Below are 17,508 nucleotides of genomic sequence, written 5' to 3'. Positions count from 1 at the left end.
GCCCCCCGACCATGCGCGAGCTCGTCGACGACCTGCGCTCGCGGCTGGCCCGCGTCCGCCAGGGCGGCTCGGAGCGCGCGCGGCAGAAGCACACCGACCGCGGCAAGCTGCTCGCACGCGACCGCGTCGACCGGCTGCTCGATGCAGGCAGCCCGTTCCTCGAGCTGGCGCCGCTCGCGGCCTACGGCATGTACGCCGGCGACGCGGGCGACGACTTCGCCGTCCCGTCGGCGGGGGTCGTCGCCGGCATCGGTCGGGTCTCGGGCCGCGAGTGCGTGATCGTCGCGAACGACGCCACGGTCAAGGGCGGCACCTACTACCCGATGACGGTGAAGAAGCACCTCCGAGCGCAGACGATCGCCGCGGAGAACCACCTGCCGTGCATCTACCTCGTCGACTCAGGTGGGGCGTTCCTGCCGATGCAGGACGAGGTCTTCCCCGACCGCGAGCACTTCGGCCGGATCTTCTTCAACCAGGCCAACCTGTCGGCGAAGGGGATCCCGCAGATCGCCAGCGTGATGGGCTCCTGCACCGCCGGCGGGGCGTACGTCCCCGCGATGTCGGACGAGACGGTCATCGTGCGCAACCAGGGGACGATCTTCCTCGGCGGCCCGCCGCTGGTGAAGGCCGCGACCGGCGAGGTCGTCTCGGCCGAGGACCTCGGTGGCGGCGACGTCCACGCGCGCACGTCCGGGGTCGTCGACCACCTCGCCGAGGACGACGCCCACGCGCTGGCGATCGTGCGCTCGATCGTCGACACGCTTCCGGCGGCGCGGCCCGCCCGCGAGCCGGCCGCCGAGGTCGAGGAGCCGCACGAACCGGCCGAGTCGCTCTACGACGTCGTGCCCACCGACACCCGCACGCCCTACGACGTGCGCGAGGTCATCCGTCGGCTGGTCGACGGCAGCCGCTTCCACGAGTTCAAGAAGCTCTACGGCGACACGCTCGTCTGCGGGTTCGCCCGGATCGACGGCTACGAGGTCGGCATCGTCGCCAACAACGGCATCCTCTTCAGTGAGTCCGCCCTCAAGGGCGCGCACTTCATCGAGCTGTGCAACCAGCGCAAGATCCCGCTGGTCTTCCTGCAGAACATCACCGGCTTCATGGTCGGGCGGGAGTACGAGAACCGGGGCATCGCCCGCGACGGTGCGAAGCTCGTCACCGCCGTCGCGTGCAGCGTCGTGCCCAAGTTCACCGTCGTCATCGGCGGCTCGTTCGGCGCCGGCAACTACGGCATGTGCGGGCGCGCCTACGACCCGCGCTTCCTCTGGATGTGGCCCAACGCGCGGATCTCGGTGATGGGCGGCGAGCAGGCCGCGTCGGTGCTCGCCACCGTCCGCACCGACCTCGAGGACGACGAGGCGGTCGAGGCCTTCAAGGCGCCGATCCGCGAGCAGTACGAGACCCAGGGCTCGCCCTACTACGCCAGCGCCCGGCTCTGGGACGACGGGATCATCGACCCCGCCGACACCCGCCGCGTGCTCGGCATGGCCCTCGCCGCGACGTCGTACGCCCCGATCCCCGAGCCGTCCTACGGCATCTTCCGGATGTGATGACCTTGAACACCCTCTTGATCGCCAACCGTGGCGAGATCGCCCTGCGCGTGATGCGCACGGCGAAGCGCCTCGGTTGGGCGTGCGTCGCGATCCACACCGACCTCGACGCCGACGCGCCGCACGTGCGCGCCGCCGACCGGGCGGTGCGGGTCGGCTCCTACCTCGACATCGACGAGGTCGTCGCGGCCGCGCGGGAGACCGGCGCCGGCTACGTCCACCCGGGCTACGGCTTCCTGTCCGAGCGCGCGCCCTTCGCGCGGGCGCTGGCCGACGCCGGCATCACCCTGGTCGGGCCGTCGGCCGACGTGATGGACGCGATGGGCCGCAAGGACGCCGCCCGGGAGGTCGCGGTGGCGGCCGGAGTGCCCGTCGTGCCGTCGTACTCCCTCGACGACGACGACAAGGACTCCTTCTCCTACCCGGTGCTGGTGAAGGCGGCTGCCGGCGGTGGCGGCAAGGGCATGCGGGTGGTGCGCACTGCGAGCGAGTACGACGAGTCGTTCGCTGCGGCGCAGCGCGAGGCGCGGTCGTCCTTCGGCGACGACACGATCCTGGTCGAGAAGTACGTCGAGTCCGGCCGCCACATCGAGGTGCAGGTGCTCGGCGACAGCCACGGCACCGTGCTCCACTTCTTCGAGCGCGATTGCTCCACGCAGCGCCGGCACCAGAAGGTGCTGGAGGAGGCGCCCGCCCCGACGATCAGTGACGATCAGCGGACCGCGATCACGGCGTCGGCCGTCGCGCTCGCCGCACAGTGCGGCTACACCGGCGCCGGCACGGTCGAGTTCCTGCTCGACAACGCGACCGGGGAGTTCTACTTCCTCGAGATGAACACCCGCCTCCAGGTCGAGCACCCCGTCACCGAGGAGGTCGTCCGGGTGCAGACGGACACAGGAAGCGAGCGGGTCGACCTCGTCGAGCTGCAGCTCTTCGTCGCGACCGGCGAGCCGCTGCCGTTCGCCCAGGAGGCGATCACCCTGGACGGCCACGCAATCGAGGCCCGCGTCTACGCCGAGGACTCCTTCAACGGCTTCCTGCCCCAGGCCGGTCGCACGTCCGTCGTGCGGTGGGGCTCCGGCGACCACGTCAGGGTCGACCACGCCCTCGAGCCCGAGCAGGAGGTCAGCACGTCCTACGACCCGATGCTCGGCAAGGTCATCGCGTGGGGCCCCGACCGCGAGGCCGCCCGCGCCGCGCTGGTCGACGCCCTCGGCGAGACCGCGATCCTCGGCATCACCACCAACACCGGCTTCCTGCGCGCGCTCGCCGCGTCTGACGAGTTCCGCGACACCACCATCGACACCGCCTGGCTCGACCGCAACGAGGTGCCCGCGCCCGACGCCGACCTGGCGCGCGTGTTCGGCGCGTGGACCGAGGTGCTCCTCGACACGATGGGCACCACGGGCCCCTGGCGTGCCGACGGCTGGCGGATGGGCGGGGAGCCCGCCGCCGACTCGGTCGTGCTGGGCGACGAGCTCGTGGTCGTCGACCGGCCGCGCGGCCGCGTGTCGCTGTCCGACGGCACCGCCCACGACGTACGCATGGTCGACGCCGCGAACCACACCGTGCACCTGCTCGTCGACGGTCGCGCGGAGCACGCCGTGCTCAACGTGCAGCGCGACTTCGTCGAGGTCGTGCACCGTGGCCAGCGCTGGGTGTGGGAGCGCCCCGACCCGTTCGGCGACCACGCCGCTGCTGCCGGGGACGGCACGCTCCTCGCTCCGATGCCGGGCACCGTCCTCGCGGTCAACGTCGCCGTGGGCCAGGGCGTCGCCGAGGGTGAGACGCTGGGCGTGATGGAGGCGATGAAGATGGAGCTCGCGCTCAAGGCGCCCTTCGCCGGCACCGTGACGTCCGTCGGCGCCGCCGTCGGCGACCTCGTCAAGCTCGGTGCCGCCCTCTTCACGGTGGAGCCGTCCGATGACTGACCTTCCGATGACGGTCACCACCGACGGCCTGCCCTCCGCGGTCACGATCTACGAGGTCGGCCCGCGCGATGGCCTCCAGAACGAGAAGGCGATCGTCCCGGTCGAGGTGAAGGCCGAGTTCGTACGCCGCCTCGTGTCCGCCGGCCTCCCGATCGTCGAGGCCACCAGCTTCGTGCACCCGACGTGGGTCCCCCAGCTCGCCGATGCCGCTGAGCTGATGGCAGCCCTCGGCGCCGAGGGACGTCGCCTCCCGGTGCTGGTGCCCAACGAGCGCGGCCTCGACCGCGCGCTCGAGCTCGGCCTGGAGCACATCGCGATCTTCGGCAGCGCCACGGAGACCTTCGCGACGAAGAACCTCAACCGCACCTTCGACGAGCAGTTCGCGATGTTCGAGCCGACGGTCGCGCGGGCCCGCGAGGCCGGGATGGACGTCCGGGCCTACGTCTCCATGTGCTTCGGCGACCCGTGGGAGGGCGCCGTGCCGATCGAGCAGGTCGTCACCGCCGGCACCCGCCTCCTCGACCTCGGCGCGAGCCAGCTGAGCCTCGGCGACACCATCGGCGTCGCCACCGCGGGCCACGTCACGGCGTTGGTCGACGCCTTCGCCGACGCGGGTGTGGGCACCGACCGGCTGGCGATGCACTTCCACGACACCTACGGCCAGGCGCTCGCCAACACCCACTCCGCGCTGCAGTCCGGCATCACCACCTTCGACGCGAGCGCGGGCGGCCTCGGCGGCTGCCCCTACGCGAAGTCGGCCACCGGCAACCTCGCCACCGAGGACCTCGTGTGGATGCTGACCGGGCTCGGCATCGACCACGGGGTCGACCTCGACGCCGTGGTCGCCACCAGCGTCTGGATGGCCGGGCACCTCGGCCGTCCGAGCCCGAGCGCCGTCGTACGAGCGCTCGGCTCGTGACTGGCACAATCAGCGACATGAGCCGTGTCCACCTGCACATCGGTGCGCCCAAGACCGGGACGACGTACCTCCAGGACCGGTTGATGCTCAACGCGTCGTCGCTCGCGTCGCACGGCGTGACGATCCCCGGCCCCCGCGTCGGACGCACCGACACCTTCCACTTCCGCGCCGCGCTCGACCTGCTGGACCAGGACTGGGGCGGCGCGCCCGGCCACGCCAACGGCTCGTGGGACGCGATGGTGAAGCGGGTGCGGCGGGCCGACGGCGACGTGGTGATCAGCCACGAGATCCTCGCCGGCGCCAAGCCCGACAAGATCGCCCGGGCGATGAACGACCTCGCCGGCAGCGAGGTGCACGTCGTCTACTCCGCGCGCGACCTGGGCCGCCAGCTGCCCGCCGCATGGCAGGAGTCGATCAAGCAGGGTCGCAAGTGGCCGTTCCGCCGGTTCCTCAACAAGGTGGAGCGCGGGCAGACCTGGTTCTTCAACGCGATGGACCTGCCGCGCGTGCTGTCGCAGTGGGGCGCGAAGCTGCCGCCCGAGCGCGTGCACGTGGTGACCGTCCCGCACGACCGCGGCCCCAACGGCGACGAGCTGTGGCTGCGCTTCTGCCGCGCCTTCGGCATCGACCCGGCGTGGGCGCTCCTCGACTCCGAGCGCGACAACCGTTCGCTCGGCATCGCGGAGACCTCGATCCTCCGCAAGCTCAACCGCCGCCTCGAGCTGGGCGTCTGGCGTGAGCCGGCCTACGACAACCTGATCCGCGAGGTGCTCGCCCAGGAGGTGCTGGTCTCCCGCAAGGCGATCCCGGTGCGGCTGCCGCCCGACCGCTACGACTTCGCGGAGCAGCAGGCCCAGCTCTGGATCGACTTCATCACGGGCAGCGGCGTCGACGTGATCGGCGACGTCGAGGACCTCCGTCCGCGCCGTCCCGCCGACGACGAGGACTGGAAGAACCCCGACCGGGTCCGCGCCAAGCTCGAGCTCGGGGCCGCCCTCGACGCGCTCGCCGTGATGACGCAGGAGGCGGCCAACGGGTCCGCCCACGACTCGATGGGCGCCAAGCTGCAGAAGACCGCACGCCGGTTGCGCGTCCGTTGACCAGCCCCTCCGGGTCGGTCGACGCCGACGCGACCGCGCGTGCCCACGGCTGGGTCGCGCACCTCCGCGACGGGGGTACGACGCCCTGGCTGGCGTGGTCGGGCACCGGGGCTCCGACAGCTCCTGCAGTGCCGGGCGCCCAGCAGCTCGAGCTGCTGCGCCGGCTCAACCTGGCCTCCACGTCGAGTGCGCGGCCCCGCGGCGACCACGACCGCGAGCGCACTCGACTCGCCGACCGGGTGCTCGTCGCGCCCGCGGCCGGACGCGGCCAGGCCGACCTGCCCCTGGTCGGGCTCGCGCACCGCGGCTTCGGGGCCGCCCCGGTCGACCCGTCGACCATCAGCGCCCACGAGCTGCTGCGGGTGGCGAGCGTTCTGCTGGCCGACGACCTGGTCGCCCTCGGCGCCGACCCGGTGGCCACGAGCTGGCCGCGGCCGTGGCGCCGCCGGGTCCGCCTCGTCGGCGACCCCCTGGTCGCCGCCGCCACGCGTCGGCACCTGCTGGGGCTGGGGCGTCCCGAGGGCGGTCCGCGACCGTTCGTCGTGGCGATCGGTGGTCCCCTCGACGAGCTGCTCGCGCACACCTGGACGCAGCGCTGCTTCGAGACCGGCGCGACACCATGGGCCGAGTGGTTGCGCTTCTGGCGCGAACGCGACCAGCTGCCCGACCGCGCCGACCTGCTGGAGTCCGTACGCCGCTGGGGTGGGCGCCGGCCCTTCGTCCGGGTCGTCACCGACCTCGACCTGCTGCCCCGCCAGGTCGGGGTGCGCTCCCTCCCGCCGGTGCGGGTGCCGGGCGCCGACCAGGCCGAGCTCGCGCGCCGCGTCGCCGCCGTCGTCGGCCTCCGGGTCGAGCGGCACGAGCGGCCCGCGCTGATGCGGACGCTGCAGCAGCGGATCCCCGACAGCGGCGCCACGCCCGTCGGCGTACCCATCGGCGAACGTGAGTGGGTCGCGCGGTCGGCGGCCCGCACCATCCGTGCCGTGACCCGTCGTGGCTACTCTGTCGTCGGCGACCTCGCGGACCTCGCACCGAGCGCCGCGGCACCCTCCGCTCCGGGGGGACCCGACGACCGGCAGGTGCTGGACCTGGCCATCCGGATGGTCGTGGACCCGAGCTGGCGACGCGAGAGGCGGCGACAAGAGGAGGTGGAGCGATGAGCAAGCGGGTGCTGCTCCACGTCGGCTGCCCCAAGACCGGCACGTCCTACCTCCAGGACGTCCTCCTCCGCAACCAGTCGGTGCTGCGCGACCACGACATCCTCTATCCGGCGGACCGCTTTGACGCCCACTTCCTCGCGGCGCTCGACCTGATGACGCTGCCGTGGGGCGGGCTCGAGACCGAGGCCGTCGGCGCGTGGGACCGGCTCGCCGAGCAGGTGCGCGACTGGCACGGCACGTCGATCATCAGCCACGAGATCTTCGCCCGGGCGACGCCGACGCAGGTGGCACGCGCGCTCGACTCGCTCGGTGACGCCGAGGTCCACCTGGTGCTGTCGGTGCGCGACCTGGTGCGCCAGATCCCGGCGGAGTGGCAGGAGAACGTCAAGCACCGCAGCCACATCACCTACGCCAAGTTCCTCCGCACCATCCGCGACCCCGCGCGGGAGTCGAAGATCGGCTCGTGGTTCTGGGCGGTGCAGGAGATCCCCGACATCCTCGACCGCTGGGGTGCCTCGCTGCCGCCGTCGCAGGTGCACCTCGTGACGGTGCCGCCGTCGGGCTCCGACCGCGGTGAGCTGTGGCGACGGTTCTCGCACACCTTCGGCCTCGACGGCCTCGACCTCGACCTCACCGCGGAGCGCGAGAACCCGTCCCTCGGCGTCCCGGAGACCTCGCTGCTGCGCACGATCAACCAGCGGGTCACCTCGATCATCGCCCCGCCCGACTACCGACCGCTGGTGCGCGAGCTCCTCGCCCACCAGACGCTGTCGCGCGGCGTCGCCTCCGCCCGCCTCGGCCTGGCGCCCGACGACCACGCCTGGGCGCAGGACCTCTGCCGCAGCTGGGTCGAGGCGATGGCGGGCCGGGGGTACGACGTCAGCGGCTCGCTCGACGACCTGATCGGCCCCGACCTCGGCGCCTTCGCCGACCCCGACACCGTGCCCGCCGACGAGCTGCTCCCGCCGGCCCTCGACACCATCTCGGCGCTGCTGGTCGAGGGCGCCCGCCTCCGCGCGGTCGAGGAGCGGCTCCACGAGGAGCTGCGCGAGGCCCGCGAGGAGCGCGACCGTGCGCGGCTCACCCCGTCGTACCGCGTCAAGCGCAAGATCGTGACCTCGCTCGAGGACAGCGCCGCCGGCCGCGGCACCCTCGACGCCTACCGGCGAGCGCGGGGCCGGAAGTAGCTAGGGGCCCCAAGCTTCGACCGCGGAGTGTGGCGGCAGATCGCAGTCACAAGCCCTCATAACGTGCAATGTGCCGCCACCCCCGACGTACGGGCGGGGGAGGGGTGGCGGCAGATCGCAGCTCCCACCGGGCTGATGGTGCGATGTGCCGCCACCCCGCCCGACACACCGCGGATGACATGCTGCCTCGCGTGAACAACGGCGGCCAGGGGGGCGACAGTGGTGACGACATGCGTGGCCGATTCCCCCTCGGCCTGGTGCGCTAGGGACCGACCAGCTCGCACTGCCTGACCTGCTCGCCGGCGCGGCAGGTGTCCCGGCCCACGGACCCGCGGAGGAAGTCACGTCCCGGCCCACCGTCGAGCACGTCGTCGCCCGCGCTCCCGACGAGGACGTCGTCCCCGCCACGTCCGAGCAGCAGGACCGCGGACGCGCGGTAGGAGGCACGGACGTGCTCGTCGGCGGCCGAGCCGCGGAAGGTCCACCGCACCCCGTCGTCGAGGGTGAGCCGCTCGTAGCCCGACGTGCGCCCCAGCAGCGTGGCGCCGGACCGGACGCGACCCCGCCCGTTGTCCCAGGTCACCGGCACGTCCCCGAGGGCGCGGGTGATGACCGAGATCTCGTCGCGACCCGGACCGCCGGCGACATCGAACGCCACCGGGTCACGGTGCACAGACATCTGCAGGTCGTCGTTGCCGCCGCCGGTCCTGATCTCGCCGGCGGACTCCGTCAGGACGGAGTCCCGTCCGCTCCCGGTCAGCACCCGGGACGGTGCGCCGGTCCTCCCGATCGTGATGCCATCGTCGTCCGCGCCGGTGGTGACCACGTCCGCGCCGCGCCCCACGAAGACGTAGTCGTCGCCGTCTCCCGTGTCGACGACGTCGTCGCCCGACCCGCCGGAGACGGTGTCCATGCCGCCTGCGGTGTCGACGACGTCGTCGCCCGGTCCGGTCTCGACCAGGTCTTCCTGATCGGACCCCGTGACGGTGTCGGCGTGCTTCGATCCCACGATGCCGATCGCAGGTTGGAGGACGATCGTGTCGGTGCCCTCACCCACCGCGGTGCCCGCGACGAGGTCCACCGTGACGCCTGACGGGCTGTCCTCCCAGCTGATCGGGTCAAACCCCCGCCCGTTGTCCTCCGGCCCCGTCGTGAGCGCCTCCGGGTCGAGTCCCACGTCGATGAGGTCGTCTCCCGCGCCGGGGACGACCCGGTCCGCCAGGTAGGTCCCGTTCTCGTCGCGGCCGCTGAGGCCACCGAAGAGCCGGTCGTCACCCGCTCCGCCGGACAGCGTGTCGCCACCGCCGAGCCCGCAGACGACGTCGTTGCCACCGAGCGCATCCACCACGTCGGGTCCGTCGGTGCCGACGATGACGTCGTCGCCCTCCGTGCCCGTCGTGGGTCGTCCTGCGGCGGCGACGATCGTCGCCGGCCGTCCGTCGCACGACTCGCCCACCGCGGCGCCGGGCGCGGACGCGATCGTGAAGGCCGCCGTCAGCGGCAGCAGGGCCAGCACGGCGGCGCGCATCACTTCTTCCGCGGCAGGAGCTCCCGGTCGGCGTAGCGCCCGACCCGCCAGGTCGCGAAGCCGTCAGCGCCGGCGCCGACGACGCCGCCGACCACCGGCACCCGGCGGCCGACCGTGGTCGCGAGCCGCTTGCCGGCGACCCGGGCGATGATGTCGGTCGCCACGACGGCCGAGATGACGCCGTCGATCGTCGGGTCGTGGGCCGGCGCGGTGGCGAGGGCCATCGGCGTGCTGGGGATCTTCTTGCGCTTGACCAGGTCGTTGACCTGGTCCTCGCCCAGCAGCAGCGCGAGGATCGCGTTGCGCACGCGCGGGTCGTCGAGGTCGTGGCCGCGCAGGTGCGCGATCCCGGCGACCATCCGGCACTGCAGCAGCGCGAGGCCAGTGACGTTGGCCGGGATCGTCACGGCCATCGTCACCAGACCGCCGACGTTGGTCACGAAACCCTGCGCACCGGCGAGGCGCACGTTGTTCTCGATGACCTCGTGGATCGCCCGGTCGACGCTGCCACGCTGCTCCGCGAGCTGCTTGTCGGCGGCTACGGCGGCGGGCTGCAGGGGTCCGACCCCGTCGATCGCCCGGTTGAGCGCCTCCCGGACGAATCCCGACGTCATGCCGGGCGCGAGCTCCTGGAGGCGCGGCGCGAGCTGGCGTCCGACGGTCTGCTTGAGGCCCATGCCCCGATCGTACGGCTCGGACGCCAGCCCGGCGCGCTTCTGGCGGAGGGGTCAGCGACGCCGCTCGCAGGACGACAGCCGCTCACCGCGCAGGCAACGATCCCGACCCAGGCTCCCGTCGATCACGTCGCGACCGCGTCCCCCGTCGAGGACGTCGCGCTTCCAGCTCCCGGTGATCGTGTCGTCACCCCCGCGCCCGTACGCGCGCACCGCTCGGTTGCTGTTCTCGAGGTCGACCACGTCGTCCCCACCGGTGCCGTACCAGGTGATCGGGCCGACGTGCATCGAGTTCAGGCCGAATCGGGGTGCGGAGGCGAAGCGCACCACCCGCTCGCCCTCGATCGCCACGACGCCGCGCGTGCGGCCGATGACCACGCGCGTGCCCTTCGGCAGGTCGCGATCGACCTCGAGGCGCACCTCGTCCCGTCCAGCGCCGCCGTCGACCCTCACCACACCGGGACCGTCGACCACGGGCCACAGAGAGTCGCGACCGCCCTGGCCCTCGGCGACAGTGTCACCCGAGCCGCCGACGATGTCGCGACCGGGACCGCCGAGGACCCGGGTCCCGCTGCCGGCGTCCGAGCGCAGCCAGTCGTCGCCGGACCCGCCGGCAAGTACGTCCGCACCGTGCCCGCCGACGATGTCGTCGTCTCCCTCGCCGCCATCGACCACGTCGTCGCCTGGCCGGGGGTCGGCGCCGTAGGAGCGGTAGCGGCTCAGGTCGTCGGCGTCGATCAGGTCGTCACCGCCCCGGCCGTCGACGGTGTCGTCGCCACCGGCGGCGCTGATCCAGTCCGGACCGTCGTGCCCGGTCAGGATGTCGTCGTACGCCGATCCCTCGACGCCGCCGCCGTAGGTGATCGCGGCGATGGTGTCGGTCCCCTCGCCGGTCGCGGTGCCGGCGGCGAGGTCGACGGCGACCGGGCCGGCGGCGTCCTCGTAGGACACCTGGTCCCAGAACCCGATGTCGAGGTCGAAGAGGTCTTCGGACTGCGGGTCGTGGCCGAGGTCGACGTGGTCGTTGCCCGGCCCGGGCGTGAGGGTGTCGCCGAAGTAGTCGTCGTCGGGCGAGTAGTCCTCGTCCAGACCACCGAACAACCGGTCGTCGCCCGCGCCACCGGTCAGGTCGTCACCGCCCGCGAGGCCGCAGATCGTGTCGTTGCCGCCCGCGCCGTCGATGTCGTCGGCCTGCGCGGACCCGACGATCACGTCGTCGCCCGGCGTCCCGACGACCGGGTCGGTCGTGAACGAGCCCGGCTTGGGCGCGACCACGATCGTGGCGACCTTGCCGTCGCACGTCTCGGCAGCCTGGGCGGGTGCCGCGGCGAGCCCGAGGGGGGCGATCGCCAGCGAGGCGAGGGCGGTCAGGGTCGTCGTACGTCGCATGTCGTCCTCCGGGACGGCGCAGGGATCGGGGTTCGGCCAGTACGACGCGCCGCAGCGCTGATTGGTTGTGGTCTAGCGTTCCAGACGTGCCGATCGCCCCCGCTCCGACGCCGTGGGGGTTCCCGCCCCGCTCGTCGTGGGACCCCGACGACGACCTCGTCGCGGTCGGCGCCGACCTCGAGCCGGGCACGCTCGTGACGGCGTACAGCCTCGGCCTCTTCCCGATGCCGGTGACGCTCGACGCCGAGGAGCACCTCGGCTGGTTCTCGCCGGTCGAGCGGGGCGTGCTGCCGCTGGACGGCATGCGGGTGTCGCGGTCGCTGCGGCGCTCGGCCCGTGACTTCGAGATCCGTATCGACACCGCCTTCGACGAGGTGGTCGCGGCCTGTGGCAGTCCGGACCGCCCGGACGGCTGGATCACCGACGACTTCCGGCAGGCCTACGGCCGGCTCCACCGCCTCGGCTGGGCGCACTCGGTCGAGGCGTGGCGCGACGACCGGCTCGCCGGCGGGCTCTACGGCGTGAGCGTCGGCGGGCTCTTCGCGGGCGAGTCGATGTTCCACGTCGAGCGCGACGCCTCCAAGGTCGCGCTGCTGGCTCTCATCGACCTGCTCTCCGACCAGCACGCCGACTGCCGGGTGCTCGACGTGCAGTGGCAGACGCCCCACCTGGCCTCCCTCGGGGTCGTACGCCGCCCACGGGCGGAGTACCTCGAGGCGCTCGAGGCGGCCCTGCGCCTACCGCTGCCGGCACCCTTCCGGGTGGACGACGAGGGGTGAGACGCGCAAAGGTGGGCGCCGACCAGCACGCCACCGCGTGCGACCGAGCGCAACTTGGGGGAGAGCCATGGCCACCCGCACCACGTCCCGCACCCGTCTCACCGTCAGCACCGCCGCCCTCCTGATCGGAGCCGCGGCCTCCGCCTGCGGCGGTGGCGGAGCCGGTGGCGGCGCCCCCAGCGACGCGTCGGAGAAGGAGTTCTGCCAGACGCAGTCGAGCCTGCTCGAGGACCTGATGCCCGACATGTCGAGCACCGAGCTTCCCAGCGACGAGCAGATGGCGAAGGCCGTGAAGGACTGGGCGAAGAAGATCGAGCAGGTCGGCACGCCTGACGACATCTCCGACGACGCGCGCAAGGGCTTCGAGGCGATGGTCGAGCAGGCCAACGAGATCGACGCCTCCGACTTCTCGATCGAGAAGCTCGAGCAGCTCGAGGCCGGCGGCAAGGACGCGTCGGCCGAGGCCAAGAAGCAGGCGGACGCCTTCGAGAAGTACCTCACCGACACCTGTGGCAACCCGCTCGACAACCTGGACCTGCCGGAGATGCCCGAGTCCAGCTAGGGCGTGCCTAGTCCGTCCGGGGGGTGCTAGACCGGCTCGTTCGGGCCCCGACAACGTCAGGGTCGGGCGAGTAGCATCGTGACTGCGCCAGGGAGAGGGACACCATCATGGTCACGCGCCACGGGAAGATCTGCTCGTTCTGCGGCGAGCCCGGATCGAAGGACCTCCAGCTCATCGGCGGCCTCGGCGCGCAGGTCTGCGTGACCTGCATCGACGACTTCCACGCGATCGTCCACGACGAGGAGAAGCGAGCAGAGGCCAAGGGCACGTTCCCCTGGGAGACGATGTCGGACGCCGAGGTGCTCGCCACGCTCCCGCAGATCATGGCCTCCGCCGAGCAGAACACCGCGTTCGCGCACGAGTGGGTCGACCTGCTGCGCGAGCGCAACATCTCGTGGGCCGAGATCGGCCGCACCCTCGGCGTCTCCCGCCAGGCCGCCTGGGAACGATTCGCGAGAAAAGGTGGCGACAAGTCCGAGTCGGCGTGAGACGATCGGCTCTAGGTCAAGGTACGCTTGACGTTGCCGGGCGTCGGTCGGACTTCACGGGGGTGGGTCGGACCGACGCCCGTTGCTTCATTTCCGGGCGCGGTCGTCACTTCAGGAACTTCGACGTCCGCCGGTCCGCGAGCGGCTTGCCGCCGGTCTGGCACGTCGCGCAGTACTGCAGGCTCGAGTCGGCGAACGACACCTCGCGCACGACGTCGCCGCACACCGGGCACTTCTCGCCGGCCTTGCCGTGCACCGCGAGGTTGGTCTTCTTCTCGCCCTTGAGCTCGCTGGCCGCGAGCCCGCTCGAGCGCCGGACCGCGTCGCCCAGGGTGCCGCGCACGGCGTCGTACAACGTCTGCAGCTCGTCGCCCTCGATGCTGCTGGCGGGCTTGTAGGGCGACATCCGCGCCGCGTGCAGGATCTCGTCGGAGTAGGCGTTGCCGATGCCGGCGATGATCGACTGCATCCGCATCACGCCCTTGACCTGCTTGCGTCCCTCGCGCTGGAGGATGTCGGCGAGCACCTCGATCGTGAAGTCGTCGCTGAGCGGGTCGGGCCCGAGCCGGGCGACTCCTTCCACCTCCTGCGGGTCGCGCACGACGTAGATGGCCAGTCCCTTGCGGGTGCCGGCCTCGGTGATGTCGAGGCCCGGCTGGACGTCGAGGTCGGGGTCGTCGATCACGACGCGCGCGGCCAGCGGGTTCTTGCTGTTGGGTCGCGCGGGCAGGGCCGGCACCTCGTCCCGCCAGCGGATCCAGCCCGCCCGGGCGAGGTGGATGACGAGGTGCACGCCGCTCGCGTCGATGTCGAGGAACTTGCCGTGCCGCGTCACGTCGTCGACGAGCGTGCCGTGCAGCGCGTGCAGCGGCGGGTCGAAGGTCTTCAGCGCGCTGAACGCGGTCAGGTCGACGCGGCTGATCGCGCGGCCGACCAGACGACCGCGCAGGTCCTGGACCAGGGCTTCGACCTCGGGCAGCTCGGGCACGGTGGAAGTCTAGGCAGATCGCCGCGCTCCGGGTCAGAATGGCGCATGGCACAGCCGCGCACTCCTCGCACCGGGTCGGTCTTCCTCGACCCGCGCGGTGAGGACCGCACGCTGCGCGTCACCTGGCACCAGGACGCGCAGCTCGTCGTGCTGTCGCTGTGGCGCGACAACGTGTGCGCCGGCACCTTCCGGCTCGCCGCCGACGAGGTGCCCGACCTGATCGCGCTGCTGCGCCAGGGGCTCGACGAGGCGTACGACGCCGCCCGCGAGCGGGTCGAGCGCGTCGAGCGCCCCAGCGAGGTCGGCTAGCTCACTTCTTCGCCCGCCACTCCCGCTCGAACGGCAGCCGCCACGCGTGCGGCGCGACGAGCTGATGGATGGCGTTCGGCCCCCAGGTGCCCGGGGCGTAGGGCTTCACCGGGGGCGGGTCGTCGAGCAGCGCCCGCGACCGGTCCCACAGCGACTCGATGCCCTCGGCGGTGGTGAAGAGGGTGTGGTCGCCGCGCATCGCGTCGAGGATCAGCCGCTCGTAGGCCTCGAGCACGTCGCCGGCGGTCTCGGTCTCGCCGGTGGAGAACTGCATCGACAGCTTCTGCAGACGCATCCCCGGCCCCGGCCGCTTGCCGTAGAACGACAGCGACACCTTGGACTCGTCGGCGAGGTCGAACGTGAGGTGGTCGGGCCCGGCCGACCCGACGCCGGAGTTGGCGGGGAACATCGAGCGCGGCGCCTCGCGGAAGGCGATCGAGATGATCCGCTTGCCCTCCGCGAGCTCCTTGCCGGTGCGGAGGTAGAACGGCACGCCGGCCCAGCGCCAGTTGTCGAGGCGGCACTCCATCGCGATGAAGGTCTCGGTGTCGGAGTCGGGGGAGACGCCGGGGAGGTCGGTGTAGCCGGTGAACTGCCCGCGCACGACGTCCCGGGGCTCGATCGGCATCAGCGAGCGGAAGACCTTGTTCTTCTCCTCGCTGATCGCGCGCGGCTCCAGCGCCGTCGGCGGCTCCATCGCGACGAAGGCCAGCACCTGGAAGAGGTGCGTGACCACCATGTCCTTGTAGGCGCCGGTGGACTCGTAGAAGTTGGCCCGCTGGTCGAGGCCGAGGGTCTCGGGGATGTCGATCTGCACGTGGTCGATGAAGTTGCGGTTCCAGATCGGCTCGAAGAGCCCGTTGGCGAAGCGGAACGCCAGGATGTTCTGCGCCGCCTCCTTGCCGAGGAAGTGGTCGATCCGGAAGACCTGCGACTCGGCGAAGGTCTGGTGGACCTTGGCGTTGAGCTCGATCGCCGAGGAGAGGTCGGTGCCGAACGGCTTCTCCATCACCACCCGCGCCCGCTTCACCAGGTCGGCCTCGCGGAGCATGTCGATCACCGGCAGCGCTGCCTTGGGCGGCACGGAGAGGTAGTGGAGACGGCGTACGTCGTCACCGAGCGCCTGCTCGGCCGTGCGGACCGCCGCGGCCAGGGCGTCGGGCCCCGCGGACTGCGGGACGTAGGTGAGGTTGTCGTCGAAGTGGTCCCACTGCTCGGCCGTCAGCTCCGTGTGGGCGAACTGCTCGACCGCGGTGCGGGCGAACTCCTTGAACTGGGCGTCGTCGAGGTCCTCGAGCGACGTGCCGACGATCCGGATCTCCGGCGCGAGGTCGGAGACGACGAGATGGGCGAGCCCCGGCAGCAGCTTGCGCCGGGCGAGGTCGCCGGTCGCCCCGAACAGGACGATCACGTGCGGGTCCATCCGCTCGTGCGCGTAGCGCGAGGTCGCCCGCGCCTCCGCCGGGTAGGAGATGGTCTGCGGCTCGTGCGGCTCGGTCACGGGTCGATCGTGGCACCGAATGCGTGACTCGCCGAGTATCCCCATGTCTACGGAGCAGCATAGATTCGTCGATAGTGTCTGATCGTGGACCCCATTCGGAACCCGTACGCCCCCGGCGCGGGCCAGCGCCCGCCCGAGCTCGCCGGCCGCGACGAGCAGCTCGCAGCGTTCGAGGTCGTCCTCGAGCGCGTCGCGAAGGGCCGTCCCGAGCGGAGCCTCGTGCTCACCGGGCTGCGCGGCGTCGGCAAGACCGTCCTGCTCAACGCGCTGCGCGGCACCGCCGTACGCAAGGGGTGGGGGACCGGCAAGCTCGAGGCCCGGCCCGGCCAGGGACTGCGGCGGCCCCTCAGCAGCGCGCTCCACCAGGCGGTCCGCGAGCTCGGTCACGGTGACGAGGAGTCGGTCGACCACGTGCTCGGCGTCATCAAGTCCTTCGCCCACCGCGATGCAGGGACCGGGGCGAAGCTCAAGGACCAGTGGAGCCCGGGCATCGACGCCCCGGCCGTGCGGGGTCGCGCCGACTCCGGCGACATCGAGATCGACCTCGTCGAGCTCTTCACCGACCTCGGCGGCCTCGCTGCCGACGTCGGCAAGGGGGTCGGGATCTTCATCGACGAGATGCAGGACCTCGGCGTCGACGACGTCTCGGCCCTGTGCGCGGCCTGCCACGAGCTCAGCCAGTCGGGCCTACCAGTCATCGTGGTCGGTGCCGGCCTGCCCCACCTGCCCGCCGTGCTCAGCGCGAGCAAGTCCTACAGCGAGCGGCTCTTCCGCTACCAGCGCATCGACCGGCTCGCCCGCGAGGCGGCCGACCGCGCGCTCGAGGCGCCCGCCGCCGACGAGGACGCCGCGTTCGAGCCTGATGCGCTCGCCGCGATGTACGACGCGACCGGCGGCTACCCCTACTTCATCCAGGCCTACGGCAAGGCCGTGTGGGACCTCGCGCCGCGCTCGCCGATCACCGCCGCCGACGTCGCGGTCGCAGCGCCTGAGGCCGAGTCCGAGCTCGCCGTCGGGTTCTTCGGTTCACGCTACGAGCGCGCGACGCCGGGGGAGCGGGACTACCTGATGGCGATGGCCGACGTGGCCCTCGCCCAGTCCGGTGGGGCTGGCGACGAGGACTCCGTGCCCAGCGCCGACGTCGCCGCGTCGTTGGGCAAGAAGCCGCAGTCCCTCTCGCCCGCCCGGGACTCCCTGCTCAAGAAGGGGTTGGTCTACTCCGGTGAGCGCGGCCGGATCGCCTTCACGGTGCCCCACTTCGGGCGTTACCTGCGCGAGCGCGGCTGAGGGCTCGGAGCCAGGACCTGGCGTAGGCCGACGCTGCCGCCGGCGTGGCTCCAGGCAGGACCCACCTCGGACAAGGGGCGCACCTCGTGCGCCACCGACATCCGTCCTCGCGCCGCCTCACCGACCACGGCCGTGAGCGCGGACGCGCGCTGT

General features: G+C 72.2%; 16 protein-coding genes. 11 read left to right on the top strand and 5 right to left on the bottom strand.

All coding sequences use genetic code 11. From position 1 onward, the window contains the following. Positions 1–11 precede the first annotated feature (11 nt). From EUA06_RS17460 to EUA06_RS17435, 6 genes are read left to right on the top strand one after another with little or no spacing between them, the layout of a single operon-like run. The gene (locus EUA06_RS17460; RefSeq protein WP_129478234.1) at positions 12–1,553 is read left to right on the top strand and encodes a carboxyl transferase domain-containing protein; all 1,542 of its coding nucleotides are present in this window, start codon (positions 12–14) and stop codon (positions 1,551–1,553) included. Further along, positions 1,553–3,484, top strand: a complete 1,932-nt coding sequence (locus EUA06_RS17455) for an acetyl/propionyl/methylcrotonyl-CoA carboxylase subunit alpha (RefSeq protein WP_129478139.1) — start codon at positions 1,553–1,555, stop codon at positions 3,482–3,484. Before EUA06_RS17460 ends, EUA06_RS17455 begins: the two co-directional genes overlap by 1 nt. Then, on the top strand, positions 3,477–4,403 hold the full coding sequence (locus tag EUA06_RS17450) for a hydroxymethylglutaryl-CoA lyase (protein ID WP_129478137.1): 927 nt from the start codon (positions 3,477–3,479) through the stop codon (positions 4,401–4,403). The genes EUA06_RS17455 and EUA06_RS17450 overlap by 8 nt, the downstream gene beginning before the upstream one ends. Positions 4,404–4,420: 17 nt before the next feature. Further along, positions 4,421–5,503, top strand: coding sequence for a hypothetical protein (locus EUA06_RS17445; RefSeq protein WP_129478136.1), 1,083 nt, complete (start codon positions 4,421–4,423; stop codon positions 5,501–5,503). Continuing rightward, a complete protein-coding gene (locus tag EUA06_RS17440) occupies positions 5,500–6,663 on the top strand; it encodes a hypothetical protein (RefSeq protein ID WP_129478134.1) in 1,164 nt (387 codons plus the stop codon). The genes EUA06_RS17445 and EUA06_RS17440 overlap by 4 nt, the downstream gene beginning before the upstream one ends. Next, the gene (locus EUA06_RS17435; protein ID WP_129478132.1) at positions 6,660–7,850 is read left to right on the top strand and encodes a hypothetical protein; all 1,191 of its coding nucleotides are present in this window, start codon (positions 6,660–6,662) and stop codon (positions 7,848–7,850) included. The genes EUA06_RS17440 and EUA06_RS17435 overlap by 4 nt, the downstream gene beginning before the upstream one ends. A 262-nt stretch (positions 7,851–8,112) precedes the next feature. Here EUA06_RS17435 and EUA06_RS17430 read toward each other — a convergent pair whose 3' ends face one another. The 3 genes from EUA06_RS17430 to EUA06_RS17420 are packed head-to-tail and all read right to left on the bottom strand — an operon-like array spanning position 8,113 to position 11,441. Further along, positions 8,113–9,378: a calcium-binding protein gene (locus tag EUA06_RS17430; protein WP_129478130.1), complete on the bottom strand. Its 1,266-nt coding sequence runs from the start codon at positions 9,376–9,378 to the stop codon at positions 8,113–8,115. Then, on the bottom strand, positions 9,378–10,055 hold the full coding sequence (locus EUA06_RS17425) for an EcsC family protein (protein ID WP_129478128.1): 678 nt from the start codon (positions 10,053–10,055) through the stop codon (positions 9,378–9,380). The genes EUA06_RS17430 and EUA06_RS17425 overlap by 1 nt, the downstream gene beginning before the upstream one ends. Before the next feature lie 51 nt (positions 10,056–10,106). Beyond that, positions 10,107–11,441, bottom strand: a complete 1,335-nt coding sequence (locus EUA06_RS17420; protein ID WP_129478127.1) for a calcium-binding protein — start codon at positions 11,439–11,441, stop codon at positions 10,107–10,109. Between the two features lie 86 nt (positions 11,442–11,527). Between EUA06_RS17420 and aat the strand changes: the two genes are divergently transcribed. The 3 genes from aat to EUA06_RS17405 all read left to right on the top strand — a co-directional run bounded on the left by aat (position 11,528) and on the right by EUA06_RS17405 (position 13,270). Continuing rightward, positions 11,528–12,220, top strand: a complete 693-nt coding sequence (gene aat / locus EUA06_RS17415; protein WP_129478125.1) for a leucyl/phenylalanyl-tRNA--protein transferase — start codon at positions 11,528–11,530, stop codon at positions 12,218–12,220. Positions 12,221–12,287: 67 nt separating this feature from the next. Beyond that, on the top strand, positions 12,288–12,782 hold the full coding sequence (locus tag EUA06_RS17410) for a hypothetical protein (RefSeq protein ID WP_129478123.1): 495 nt from the start codon (positions 12,288–12,290) through the stop codon (positions 12,780–12,782). 107 nt (positions 12,783–12,889) lie between these two features. Continuing rightward, positions 12,890–13,270 (top strand): ClpX C4-type zinc finger protein, encoded by a 381-nt coding sequence (locus EUA06_RS17405; RefSeq protein WP_129478121.1) that lies wholly within the window; start codon positions 12,890–12,892, stop codon positions 13,268–13,270. Between the two features lie 106 nt (positions 13,271–13,376). Here the strand turns inward: EUA06_RS17405 and EUA06_RS17400 are convergent, their stop codons facing one another. Beyond that, positions 13,377–14,258, bottom strand: a complete 882-nt coding sequence (locus EUA06_RS17400) for an Fpg/Nei family DNA glycosylase (protein WP_129478119.1) — start codon at positions 14,256–14,258, stop codon at positions 13,377–13,379. Between the two features lie 45 nt (positions 14,259–14,303). Here EUA06_RS17400 and EUA06_RS17395 point away from each other — a divergent pair, with 45 nt between their 5' ends. After that, on the top strand, positions 14,304–14,567 hold the full coding sequence (locus tag EUA06_RS17395) for a hypothetical protein (RefSeq protein WP_129478117.1): 264 nt from the start codon (positions 14,304–14,306) through the stop codon (positions 14,565–14,567). A 1-nt stretch (position 14,568) separates the two neighbouring features. On the opposite strand, the gene zwf is transcribed toward EUA06_RS17395, so the two are convergent. After that, complete coding sequence (zwf, locus tag EUA06_RS17390; protein WP_207208412.1) at positions 14,569–15,990, bottom strand: glucose-6-phosphate dehydrogenase; 1,422 nt, start codon at positions 15,988–15,990, stop codon at positions 14,569–14,571. A 162-nt stretch (positions 15,991–16,152) separates the two neighbouring features. Between zwf and EUA06_RS17385 the strand changes: the two genes are divergently transcribed. Beyond that, positions 16,153–17,355: an ATP-binding protein gene (locus tag EUA06_RS17385; RefSeq protein ID WP_129478113.1), complete on the top strand. Its 1,203-nt coding sequence runs from the start codon at positions 16,153–16,155 to the stop codon at positions 17,353–17,355. The last annotated feature ends 153 nt before the right edge of the window (positions 17,356–17,508 follow it).

It is taken from the genome of Nocardioides glacieisoli (assembly GCF_004137245.1).
Taxonomy (GTDB): domain Bacteria; phylum Actinomycetota; class Actinomycetes; order Propionibacteriales; family Nocardioidaceae; genus Nocardioides; species Nocardioides glacieisoli.
Note: the sequence above shows the minus strand (reverse complement) of the source record. Positions and strands in the feature narration are given on the sequence as shown.

Bases quoted from the DNA above. Each gene is read 5' to 3' on its own strand.
- EUA06_RS17460 (WP_129478234.1), top strand. From the start codon at position 12: ATGCGCGAGCTCGTCGACGACCTGCGCTCGCGGCTGGCCCGCGTCCGC.
- EUA06_RS17455 (WP_129478139.1), top strand. From the start codon at position 1,553: ATGACCTTGAACACCCTCTTGATCGCCAACCGTGGCGAGATCGCCCTG.
- EUA06_RS17450 (WP_129478137.1), top strand. From the start codon at position 3,477: ATGACTGACCTTCCGATGACGGTCACCACCGACGGCCTGCCCTCCGCG.
- EUA06_RS17445 (WP_129478136.1), top strand. From the start codon at position 4,421: ATGAGCCGTGTCCACCTGCACATCGGTGCGCCCAAGACCGGGACGACG.
- EUA06_RS17435 (WP_129478132.1), top strand. From the start codon at position 6,660: ATGAGCAAGCGGGTGCTGCTCCACGTCGGCTGCCCCAAGACCGGCACG.
- EUA06_RS17430 (WP_129478130.1), bottom strand. From the start codon at position 9,378: ATGCGCGCCGCCGTGCTGGCCCTGCTGCCGCTGACGGCGGCCTTCACG.
- EUA06_RS17425 (WP_129478128.1), bottom strand. From the start codon at position 10,055: ATGGGCCTCAAGCAGACCGTCGGACGCCAGCTCGCGCCGCGCCTCCAG.
- EUA06_RS17420 (WP_129478127.1), bottom strand. From the start codon at position 11,441: ATGCGACGTACGACGACCCTGACCGCCCTCGCCTCGCTGGCGATCGCC.
- EUA06_RS17410 (WP_129478123.1), top strand. From the start codon at position 12,288: ATGGCCACCCGCACCACGTCCCGCACCCGTCTCACCGTCAGCACCGCC.
- EUA06_RS17405 (WP_129478121.1), top strand. From the start codon at position 12,890: ATGGTCACGCGCCACGGGAAGATCTGCTCGTTCTGCGGCGAGCCCGGA.
- EUA06_RS17395 (WP_129478117.1), top strand. From the start codon at position 14,304: ATGGCACAGCCGCGCACTCCTCGCACCGGGTCGGTCTTCCTCGACCCG.
- zwf (WP_207208412.1), bottom strand. From the start codon at position 15,990: ATGGACCCGCACGTGATCGTCCTGTTCGGGGCGACCGGCGACCTCGCC.